Consider the following 10,911-nt stretch of genomic DNA (forward strand, 5'->3'; position numbering starts at 1 on the left):
CATTATGATATCCTCGCCCAAGGCCCTTTTTGATGCCACCACCTTGGAATGCAGCAAGCTGATCACCCAGCGCTACAGCACGTCCTTCACCTTGGGGATCAGAACACTACACCCTCGGTTCCATGAGTCCATCTACGCCATTTATGGGTTTGTGCGGTTCGCGGATGAGATCGTGGACACCTTCCACGCCCATGACCGGGCGGGGCTGTTAGAAAGGTTCAAGCAGGAGACTTACCGGGCGCTTGAGGAAAAGATAAGCCTGAATCCGGTTTTGCACGCGTTCCAGATGGTAGTGCACCGGTACCAAATAGACGTGGCCTTTATTGATGCCTTTCTGCACAGCATGGAGATGGACCTGCTGGACCAGCGCTACAACTGTGACCTGTATGACGAGTATATCTATGGCTCTGCCGAGGTAGTGGGCCTCATGTGCCTGCGCGTTTTCTGCGAAGGGGACCAAGCCATGTTTGACCGTCTTCAACCGGCGGCCTGCGCCCTGGGAGCGGCTTTCCAGAAAGTGAATTTCCTGCGCGATATCCAGAGCGATTTCCAGGACCGGGGCCGGGTGTATTTCCCTGAGGTGGATTTTAGGTCGTTCTGCAACCAGGACAAAGAAGAGATAGAGGCCAATATCCAACAGGATTTTGACAAGGCCTACCAAGGAATCCTTGCTCTGCCCAGAGGTGCCAGAATGGGCGTTTATCTGGCGTATATCTATTATTTAAAGCTTTTTAAGAAAATTAAGCAACTTCCTGCTGCCCAAATTTTGGTAGAACGCGTAAGAGTGCCTGATAATACGAAGCTGGCTTTACTGCTAAGTTCGTATATTAGATACCAGTTTAATACGATCTAATGCAGTCAATGGCCTCTCTTCTTTCTTTGTGTCTCTTTCTGGTGGCCCTTCAGCAGAAAGCCGACCCTTATGCCCATTCCTCTTTGCTTGCCTATTACCAGACGGCCACCAAAGATGAGGGCATTGCCAGGAAGTTCATCACCCTCATGGACAATTACCAGGGCAGGGATCCTCTGAAGCTAGGTTATAAGGCGGTTTCGCACGCCATTATGGCCAAACATGTCTGGAGCCCCTACGCCAAGATGAAGTACCTGCGGCAATCATCGCAGATCTTTGAAGAAGCCGTGGCCCTTGATAAACATGACCCTGAGGTGCGATTCCTGCGTTTTTCCATTGAGAACTACATACCGCGCTACCTGAACATGAGCAACAACCTGGCAGAGGACAAGAAGGTGTTCATGGCCGCCATCATGCGGCATCCCCGTTCTGGAATCTCTTCTGAAACCGTTAAGATCATGCGTGATTTCCTGGTACGCAAAGATCTGCTCACCAAGCAGGAACAACAACAAATGGAGAAAATCAACCTGTAAGGGCTCAACGCATTAACAGTTTCATTTACTACCTAGGCCCTTTGTGCTTGCCTCAATTTCTTAACCATGAAAATAGCATAGAGGGTTAGGAGGTGGCGCTTTTGTACTAAAGCAAAAAAACCATTCACTAAAAAGCTTTTCTACCTCTTGGCTTGATGCTTTTTGTTGCTTGACAAAGTTTCAAGTATGAATCCGCACTTGGACTTCTTCCATAAAGAATGAATTTTCGGGAGAAAGGTGCAAGGTGTTCTTTAATTTGTTTAATTTAAGGCAACCAAAGAAAAATGGGAGCGGCAGAGAAGCTGCTCCTTTTCGCGGTGTCCACCAATCCACAGGCTCTACACTACGGGCTCCAGTATCTGAGAAGAAAGGCAGCCACCCTGCAAAATGGGATTACCACCAAAAATTCAGGCAGGCACAAACAATCTGGGAAGGGAATTGGTTAAACAGATATGCGTCAGCTACAGGTACATATTGATTCAAATTCAGGCTTTTGCTTTGGGGTGATCTATGCCATTCAGATGGCCGAAGACCTGCTGGAAGAACAGGGCTACCTGTACTGCCTGGGTGATATTGTGCACAATGATGTGGAGGTGGAGCGGTTGCAGAAAAAGGGGCTGCGGATCATCAACTATGAGACGTTACAAAGCCTTCGTGATGAATGCGTGCTCATACGGGCCCATGGCGAGCCACCCTCTACCTACCAGACGGCGCTGCAGAACAACCTCACCTTGGTAGATGCCTCCTGCCCCGTGGTGCTCAAACTCCAGAACCGCATCAAGACCTCCTTCGACAAAAAAGACCAGATTTTCATTTACGGGAAACACGGCCATGCCGAAGTTCTGGGCTTGTTAGGCCAAACCAATAATGAGGCGATCGTGTTTGAGAACCTAGACGAGTTGTTGCGCCATGAGTTGCCCCAGAACATCACGCTCTACAGCCAAACCACCAAAAGCACCGACAATTTCTACCGCATCAAGAACGAGCTGGAAACGCGGGGGTATTCCGTGGCAGCCAATGATACCATCTGCCGCCAGGTGTCTAACCGCGACAAGGAGTTGCGGCGCTTCGCCCAGCAGTATGATAAGATCGTGTTCGTCTCTGGTACCAAATCTTCCAACGGACGGGTGCTGTACCAGGTCTGCAAAGACACCAACCCCAATACCTTCTTTGTGTCTATGGTGGAGGAACTGAACCCTGCCTGGTTTGAAGAGGGAAACACCATTGGCATCTGCGGCGCCACCTCCACGCCCATGTGGCTCATGGAAGAGGTACGTGATGCTTTGTTGACGTTCTAATCATTGGAAGCAGCAGGTGTTTAAACAGCAATTGGAAAAGAGGCTTGCTTTTGGGCCAGTTTGTTAGCCTTTCGTCATAATAGTGAAATTTCAAAACTGTCTGGGGAGGAAGGAATGCGTACGACGTTTCCCTGTAACGTCGCTACAGAATACCCGGTCATGTAGCCTCGTTGCCTGGTAACGAGGTACTTGAGCAAGGCTAATGGAAACTGCCTCTCCTTAGCTTGACAGCAGTGGTTGTTGCCATTCACAAGCATTGTTAGCAGAAACAACATTACCTTCGTAAAAGGAACAAAGTAAGATTCGTTTTGAAGCACCTTTTGCAAAAGCACACCGGAATCCTTATCGCCTGCGCCCTTCTTATGGCCTGGGGGAGCGTGCTGTGGTTTCTGTTGCATTGGCCAGTTTCCTGGAGTTCTCCAATTACTTACCTGGGCGTGTTGGTGATGATGCATCTGTACACAGGTTTGTTTATCACGGCCCATGATGCCATGCACGGCGTGGTGGCCCCCGGAAATAAAAAGCTGAATACGATCATTGGCACCCTTACCGCCGGGTTGTTTGCCTATAATTACTACGGGCGCCTTTACCCCAAGCACCACCAGCATCACCGCCACGTGGCCACGGACCAAGACCCCGACTACCACGGCGGAAACTTCTTCCTGTGGTTCTTCAGCTTTGCCAGGCAGTACATTACGGTGGTACAGCTGCTCTTGATGGGCGGCAGCTTTCACTTGCTGCAGCTCTGGTTCCCCCAAGAGAACATCATTCTCTTCTGGATGGCGCCAGCGGTGTTGGCCACGTTCCAGCTGTTCTATTTCGGGACCTATCTGCCGCATAAAGGGGAGCATGACCCAGACAACAAGCACAAATCCTCCACCCAAGGCCGCAACCACCTATGGGCATTCCTGAGCTGCTATTTCTTTGGGTATCACTATGAGCACCATGACAAGCCTTACCTGCCCTGGTGGAAGCTCTACCAAGAGAAAGACCGGCTGGTGAAAGGGCGGCAAACCGTTTAAGGGCTACTTTCATGAAAAAAAACAAAAAAAGAAGGCCGGGCAGAAGAAATCATCTTTCTCTGCCCGGCCTTCCATTTTTGTTGGTGCCTTACTTCATCACATACACATTATCCTTGGGGTTGGTGTCTGGCACATAGGTTCCTTTCAGCTCCAGTTTCCTCACCGTTTTCTCTGATTTGAACTCCACTTGCAAGGTTGTGTTGCCGGCTTCCCAGACAGACACATCCCGAAATATTTTGGAGGTGGTGTTGTCAGCGTAGGTAACCACTAGTTCTATGGGTACGGGTTTGGTGCCTTTGGCTTCCACGGTGACCTGTAAGTTGCCGGCTTGTTGCTGTACGTGGGCAATGGCGAGGTCTGGGTGGCCAGGGTCAAAGAACCAGCGCTTCCAGAACCAGTTGAGGTCACGGCCCGCGCCGGCATTCATGGCGTTGAAGAAGTCCCAGGGCAAGGGGTGCTTGCCGTTCCACTGCCCAATGTAGTGGTGCAGGGCCTTGGTGAAGAGTTCGTCGCCCAGCATCTGTTTCACATAGAGATAGCCCAGGGCCGGCTTGGGGTAGGAGTTCAGGAAGAAAGGGGTGCCGGTTTGTTGGGTAGACAAGGTCATGGTGGGCATGTCAGCCTCAGTGGAAGCCAGTTGAGCATAAGGCTGCACGCCGTAGTCATCTACCAGCTTGGGCTCTATGATAGAGGAGATGATCCATTCACCCAGGGTAGCCCAGCCTTCGTCCATCCAGCCGTACTTGGTTTCATTGGTGCCCATGTAGAAGGGGAACATGGCGTGGAAGATCTCATGGTCTGTGAGCATGATGGCGTCTTCGCGGGTTGTCACGGGGTTGTCGTTCGCCATCATGGGGTATTCCATCTGGTCCAGGCCATCAAAAACGGTCTGGTGGGAGAAGGGGAAAGGCCATTTAGGGAAAGAGTAGCTCATGGCTTCCACCGTTTTGCGCGTGAAATGGATCACCTCCACAAAGTCATGGTGAACGGGGCTGAAAGCCACATCTACCCGGGTGCGGCGCTTGGTCTTGGGGTCCACTACCAGGCTGGTGGCGTTCCAGAGGTAATGGTCTGACGTGGCGAAGGCAAAGTCCACCACGTTCTGGGCGGTGAATTTCCAGGTGTTGCGGTCGTTCTGGGCGGTGATGTCGCGGCGCTTCAGGTCTGTGCTGTCAATGATGGCGATGATGGCGTCTTTCTTCTCGGCGTTGGCCAGGCGCTTGGCGTATTTTTTGGTGAGCACCTCCTGGGCGTTGTTCAGGTCGCCGGTGGCCCACAACACAAAATTCTTGGGTACCGTGATTTCCGTGGTAAACGAGCAGAAGTCATTGTAAAACTCCTGCGGACCCAAATAGGGCGTGCGGTTCCAGCCGTCCACGTCATCATACACGGCAATGCGCGGGAAAAAATACGCCACAAACGCCGAGCCGAGCGAGTCTACCTGCCCCGTCCGCATGTGCGACCCGGCATTCAAGAAGTAGTGGTAAGCAATAGAGAACTGCGCTTTCTGCTTAGGCGGAAGAGGTTTGATGCGAAGCGTGAGGTTGGTAGCGTCTATGCGCAGTTTCTTTACGTCTTGCGGTTCCTGGTTCACGCTGAGGCGCTCAATCTGTACTCCTTCGCTCACGTCTTGCGGGGCAATGCGGCTGGCCCGCGGGGCTCCTTTCTGGTACAGGTTGGGGTAGAGTTTGAACACGATCTGCTTGAGCGTGTCTGGGCTGTTGTTGGTGTAGTCAATATCTACGGTTCCGGACAGTTTTCTTGAAAATGGATCAAAATCGACTTTGATGGTGTAGGCGGCCGTGTTCTGCCAGTAGTTTTTGCCGGGCAGGCCGTCAGGGCTACGGGTGCCTTTCTGGTAAGCAGCCGCAATGTTACGGGGCATGGGCAGTTGGGGCTGGGCAACAGCAGGAACGGCGGCTGTCAGCCAGGCCAGGCATAGAAGCGTTGTTATTAATCTCATGCAGCAAACGGAAAGTGGATAAGCCAACCTATGGATGGTATACTTAAAGGTAAGGCGATTTTCCTTTTTGTGAAAAAGTGCCAGCCCAGGAAGCTATGAGGAAAACTGCTGCCAAGGTACCACGTTTTCAATAGGTTTTCGGGAAAACTAACCTTAAAAGGGTAAGACCTGAAAACAGGAAAGCCTGCTCATTTGAGCAGGCTTTCCTGTTGAAACTTTAGGGAAAAGGAAGCTTAGTGGCTGCCGTTCTCCTTCTTGCAGCAGGCATCCAGGCGGTCATAGGCGCGGAGCGTGGCAGGAGAAGCATCAGCGTCATAGCCCAAGTCATTCACGGCTTTCTTCAGTTTCTCCACAGAGGTTTTGTCGCTATTGAAAGCCACTGTCAGGACTTTTGAATTCACATCCAGGGTAGCTTTGTTCACGCCTTTCTCATAGGCCAGACCTTTCTCCAGGGTGGCTTTGCACATACCGCACACCGCAGAGGTCTTGAATTTCACTTCTTCGACTTTCTTGCCGCCTTGGGCAAAGCTTACAGAAGCCAGACCAGTAAGAATTAAAGAAAGCATCCAGATTTTAAGCGTTTTCATGATGTTTTAGTAAGAGGTTAAGGATTATAGGTTTATAGACTAAATTCAGTTTGAAAGGATTACTGGCTGTTTTGCCAAAATCGGGCCAGAAACGGTTTTAATTGTTGATTGTCTGTTGTTGATTTTTTTCTTTTTAAATGGACAACCAGCAATGGACAATCAGCAATACTCCACTATTTGATAGTAAAACGCATTCCTGCATAAATCACGCGGCCAATGACCGGCGCCCACACCATACTGGCGTCAAAGTCCTGGCTAAAGGGGCGGTCAGCGGCGATGATCGGGTTTTTCTGTTTATAATCCAGCAGGTTCTCGCCACCAACGTACACTTCCCAGCGTTTGAATGCCCGCGTGATCTGACCATTGAACACCGCATAGGGGTGAACAGTTCGCGTTTTGATAGGCGCGTTGTGCTGATCCATGGCATGCTCCATCACGGGAACCAGGCGGTTGCCGAACCATTGGGTGGTCAAATCAGCGCGCCATTTGTCAAAAGGCGTGGCAAACCCCAGGTTCAGGAACGCCCGGTGGTTGGGGATGAACGGCCGCTGCAACAGTTGGCCATTATAGGTGGTGCGCACATCAAAATATTTGTAAGCCGCTTTCACATCCAGCATAGACGAGATCTCATACTGCAGCTCGGCCTGGAAGCTTTTAGAGAAGGATTCCCCGTTCAGGTTCGTGAACGCTACCTGGTACGGGCTGCTGTACATGTCGGGCACGATCTGGTTCTGGAAGGTGGTGTAGTAGTAATCCGTGATGAAGGCTCCTTTGCGCTCGCCCACCTCAAAGTACTGCGTGAAGCTTCCCCCCAGGTTCCAGGCTTTTTCCGGCTGCAGGTTGTTCTGGAAATAGAACGCCCGGTTGCTGATGAGCGAGGCCACGTTCTCAGCGATGGGGTTGGCTACCCTGAACCCTTTTCCAGCGGCCAGGCGCAAGATGGAGTTGGGGTTGAAATCGTACTTCATGTTGAAGCGGGGCGTGTACACCCAACCATACAGGTTGTGGTGGTCGGCTCGAACCCCACCCACCAAAGTCAGATTCTTGCTGTTTTGGTAAATGTACTCGAAAAACGCCCCCGGCACCCGTTCCTTCCGGCTCAGGCGTTGCCCGGCCAGGTCTTCCTGAAAGTCTTCGTACTGGTAGCTTAGCCCGGTTTTGTAGGTGTGGGCAGTATTTCCAAACGCCGACTGGAAGATCAGATTCGCCAGGCCGCTGTTCTGGTAGCCGTCATACGTTCTGGGACCGTAGTGCGAGTCAAAGTCATGACGGGCACCTGATAAGATCAGCCCGATGCTCTGGTACGGCCTGTTTTTGAAGGTGTAGGAGGTTTTGGAAAAGGCGCTGAACCGGTCCGTCTCCGACTCAATGCCGTAGAGGCTGCCTTCCCGTTGCGGCATGCCGGGGCGGTAGCCAACCTGCCCGCTCAAACGGGTTTCGCGCAGGGCCTGAATACCAATCTCGGCCACCCACTGCTTGCCCGTGTTGTACTTCCACTTGTTGAACACGTTGTAGTGCTTGCCCAGCGGCAAATCCAGGAAACCGTCATTGTTGCCGTCTACGCGGTTGCTGAGCTGGTCAGTGTGCAGCATGAGCACGGTGCTCAGTTTGGGGGTGAGGGTGAAGGAGGTGTTCACGTTGGCGTCCCATTTGGCCAGGCTGTTGCCGTAGAGGTTCACGTACAGCCGGTCTGATTTCTCTGGATCCTTCAGCCGCACGTTCACCTGCCCTGAGATAGACTCATAGCCATTCAGTACCGAGCCCGTTCCCTTGATGATGTCAATGGCGTCTATATAAGTACCCGACAAGTAATTCAAGCGGTACGGGGTAGCGAGTCCACGCAGGGCCGGAACATTGTCTGTGGTCATCAAGGTATAGGCGCCATCTAAACCCAGCATCTGGATCTGCTTTGCGCCTGACACCGCGTCTGAGGTAGAAACCTCCACGGAGGCGTTCGTTTCAAAGCTTTCCGCCAGGTTGCAGCAGGCTGATTTGGTTAAGTCTTGGGCGGTGATGACCTGGGAGTTGGTAGGCGTTAGCGCCGAATAGCGGTCTTGCCGCCCCGTGATGGTGACTTCCTGCAGAGAAGTGACAGGCTTCAATTGCACTACTAGATGGGCGCGGCCCTGTACCTGCACGGTATCTGATTTGTAGCCAATGTAGGAGACCAAAACGGCGGTCTCGCCGTTGGGTGCCGGAGCCAGGGTGAAATGGCCGTTGGCATCTGTGCTGGTGGCCTGGCTGGTGCCTAACCAGAGAATGGAGGCGCCAATGAGAGGAGTGGCGTTGGCTGCGTCTACCACGCGGCCAGCAAGGGCTTGGGCTTGTCCTATAAAAGGAAGCAGGAGCCCCCATAAGGTCAACGCGAATACCGCCTGACGTTTAGAGAATAACATGGGTGGATTTCATTTAAGTAAAACATCTGTTCTGGAGCGAAAGCACGGGAAACCGGCTTCAACTGAGCGAAGGGATGTAAGACCTAAATGTTGAGGATGTGCAGACGGTGGAGTAGGGCCCGGCCTGCCAAAGGGGGCGAGGTATCTGAGTAAAAAGGCCAGGAACCTTCAATAGGAGTGAGGGCTACTGGGGGTAACAGGAATACCGAGGCTAAGGCCGGCGGCAGCGCCACAAACTCTACCTTGCTGAGCTTCAGGGTAGAAGGAATGTCCAGTTTGTGGTGGGTGGTGGCTACCGAACAACAAGGGGTTTTGTCTACCCGCGTGGTGCCGTCTGGGCAGGAGGCTTTTTTCTTGGCCTTGCAGCAGCCCATCTCCTCCATTTTCCGGGTCATTTCCTGAGAAGGAGCCATGCTCAACATGGCGCAGAAGCGCTGGGTTGCCGCCATCCCAACAGAACCTGTCAGGAGGCTAAACGCCAGCACCAAAAGCACCACATGACGGAGTTTTCCTCTCATGCTGCAAATATATGGTTTTTTGACCCACTTTCCACCACCTTCTCACCACAAGTGATTTTTGCTGTAGGTGCTTGGCGGTAAACTAAGTTAACCGATTGATTGTAAGGGTTATACGTAAGTATTCACGGGTTATTTACTAAATATATTGAAAACGTTATCCATAACTTATCCCGAAGTGGCGGGGAAAAATGTGGATAATGTGCATAAGTGGGGTGGATAACCATGATTTATCCACAAAGTGGGAAAAAGTGGGAGACCGTGGTTGACTTTGCCTGCCCCTTTAGTACTTTTGTTTTGTACCAAAGACTCTCGTCACTGCCTCTACCACCATGAATTTCCTCTCCGGCGAATACGAATGTAAGCTAGACCCGAAGGGAAGATTGGTGCTGCCTGCCAAAATCAAATCCAACCTGCCAGATGAGTGCGGGAACCAGGTAGTCTTGACCCGCGGGTTTGAGCCATGCCTGGTGTTGTACCCTAAAACAGAGTGGAAAACGATCTATGACCGGGTGGCGAGTTTGAATGAGTTCAATGAGGAGTACCGCCATTTCCAGCGGAACTTCTTCCGGGGAAACACGGAGATTGAACTGGACGGGGCCGGCCGTTTCATCTTGCCGCGCACCATGGTACGGTACGCCGAGATTGAGAAAGAGGCCATTGTGGTAGGCTTAGGGAACCGGGTGGAAATCTGGAACCCAGACAAATACGACGCATTTTTAATAAAAGACCAGCAGAACTTCTCGCAACTGGCGCAGAAGTTCCTCGGGGACCAACCGAGCTTACCCCCAACTGAATAACAGCCTATGCTATACCACCAGCCCGTTTTGTTGCAGGAATCGGTAGATGCGTTGGCCCTTAAACCCGGCGGCATTTACGTAGACGTCACCTTTGGCGGGGGCGGCCACTCTGCACATATCCTAACTCAGATGCAGGGCGGGCAACTTTACTCCTTTGACCAGGACACCGATGCCGAGCAACAGGCTGAAAAGCTGATCTCTGACAAGTTCACCTTTGTGAAGGCCAACTTCCGGTACCTCAAAAAATACCTGCGCCTGTACGGCGTGAAGCAGGTTGACGGCATTCTGGCAGATCTGGGCGTTTCTTCCCACCAATTCAATACCGCAGAGCGCGGCTTCTCCACCCGTTTTGACGGTCCCCTTGACATGCGCATGGACAAAGAAAGTCCGCTCACGGCGCAGCAGGTGATCCTGGAATACTCAGAAGAACAACTGCACCGCATCTTCGGGCTGTACGGCGAGGTGAAGAACGCCAAGACCCTGGCGCGGGAAGTAGTATCTGCCAGAAATGTGCAGACCATAGAAACCATCGCAGATTTCAAGCAGGCCATCATGGGCTGCACGCCCAGAGGCAAAGAGAACAAGTACCTGGCCCAGGTGTTCCAGGCGCTCCGCATTGAGGTGAACGATGAACTGAAAGCCCTGGAGGAGATGTTGGAGCAAGCTGTAGAGGTGCTGAAGCCCGGCGGAAGACTGTCGGTGATCTCTTACCATTCCCTGGAAGACCGGCTGGTGAAGAACTACATCGCCAAGGGCAAGTTCTTCGGTGAGGTGGAGAAAGACTTCTTCGGGAATGAGATCAAGCCGCTGGATTCCGTGACCCGCAAACCCATTGTGCCCGGGGCGCTGGAACTGCAGGAAAACAACCGCTCCCGCAGTGCCAAGCTACGGGTGGCGCAGAAGCGCGAGACCCCAGAATCGTTGAAGAAGTAGAAAGATAGAAGGGA

The 10,911-nt window shown here is 52.2% G+C and carries 10 protein-coding genes; 6 read left to right on the forward strand and 4 right to left on the reverse strand.

Annotated elements, in window-relative coordinates; all coding sequences use genetic code 11:
* The first annotated feature begins 4 nt into the window (after positions 1–4).
* The 4 genes from FOE74_RS14300 to FOE74_RS14315 all read left to right on the forward strand — a co-directional run bounded on the left by FOE74_RS14300 (position 5) and on the right by FOE74_RS14315 (position 3,703).
* Positions 5–853 carry a phytoene/squalene synthase family protein gene (locus FOE74_RS14300; RefSeq protein ID WP_149099313.1) on the forward strand — a complete coding sequence of 283 codons (849 nt, stop codon included), beginning with the start codon at positions 5–7 and terminating at the stop codon, positions 851–853.
* Between the two features lie 8 nt (positions 854–861).
* Positions 862–1,383, forward strand: a complete 522-nt coding sequence (locus FOE74_RS14305; protein WP_149099314.1) for a hypothetical protein — start codon at positions 862–864, stop codon at positions 1,381–1,383.
* Positions 1,384–1,835: 452 nt separating this feature from the next.
* Positions 1,836–2,681, forward strand: a complete 846-nt coding sequence (locus FOE74_RS14310; RefSeq protein WP_149099315.1) for a 4-hydroxy-3-methylbut-2-enyl diphosphate reductase — start codon at positions 1,836–1,838, stop codon at positions 2,679–2,681.
* A 362-nt stretch (positions 2,682–3,043) separates the two neighbouring features.
* A complete protein-coding gene (locus FOE74_RS14315) occupies positions 3,044–3,703 on the forward strand; it encodes a fatty acid desaturase (RefSeq protein WP_149099625.1) in 660 nt (219 codons plus the stop codon).
* 88 nt (positions 3,704–3,791) lie between these two features.
* On the opposite strand, the gene FOE74_RS14320 is transcribed toward FOE74_RS14315, so the two are convergent.
* The 4 genes from FOE74_RS14320 to FOE74_RS14335 form a co-directional block, all read right to left on the reverse strand.
* On the reverse strand, positions 3,792–5,666 hold the full coding sequence (locus tag FOE74_RS14320) for a M1 family metallopeptidase (protein ID WP_149099316.1): 1,875 nt from the start codon (positions 5,664–5,666) through the stop codon (positions 3,792–3,794).
* Between the two features lie 233 nt (positions 5,667–5,899).
* Positions 5,900–6,253 (reverse strand): heavy-metal-associated domain-containing protein, encoded by a 354-nt coding sequence (locus FOE74_RS14325; protein WP_149099317.1) that lies wholly within the window; start codon positions 6,251–6,253, stop codon positions 5,900–5,902.
* A gap of 173 nt (positions 6,254–6,426) precedes the next feature.
* Positions 6,427–8,649: a TonB-dependent receptor gene (locus FOE74_RS14330; RefSeq protein WP_149099318.1), complete on the reverse strand. Its 2,223-nt coding sequence runs from the start codon at positions 8,647–8,649 to the stop codon at positions 6,427–6,429.
* 83 nt (positions 8,650–8,732) lie between these two features.
* A complete protein-coding gene (locus FOE74_RS14335) occupies positions 8,733–9,167 on the reverse strand; it encodes a hypothetical protein (protein ID WP_149099319.1) in 435 nt (144 codons plus the stop codon).
* 329 nt (positions 9,168–9,496) lie between these two features.
* Here FOE74_RS14335 and mraZ point away from each other — a divergent pair, with 329 nt between their 5' ends.
* A complete protein-coding gene (gene mraZ, locus FOE74_RS14340) occupies positions 9,497–9,964 on the forward strand; it encodes a division/cell wall cluster transcriptional repressor MraZ (RefSeq protein ID WP_149099320.1) in 468 nt (155 codons plus the stop codon).
* A gap of 6 nt (positions 9,965–9,970) precedes the next feature.
* Positions 9,971–10,897 carry a 16S rRNA (cytosine(1402)-N(4))-methyltransferase RsmH gene (gene rsmH, locus FOE74_RS14345; RefSeq protein WP_149099321.1) on the forward strand — a complete coding sequence of 309 codons (927 nt, stop codon included), beginning with the start codon at positions 9,971–9,973 and terminating at the stop codon, positions 10,895–10,897.
* Positions 10,898–10,911 lie beyond the last annotated feature (14 nt).

The organism is Rufibacter glacialis (assembly GCF_008271745.1).
Classification (GTDB): Bacteria; Bacteroidota; Bacteroidia; order Cytophagales; family Hymenobacteraceae; genus Nibribacter; species Nibribacter glacialis.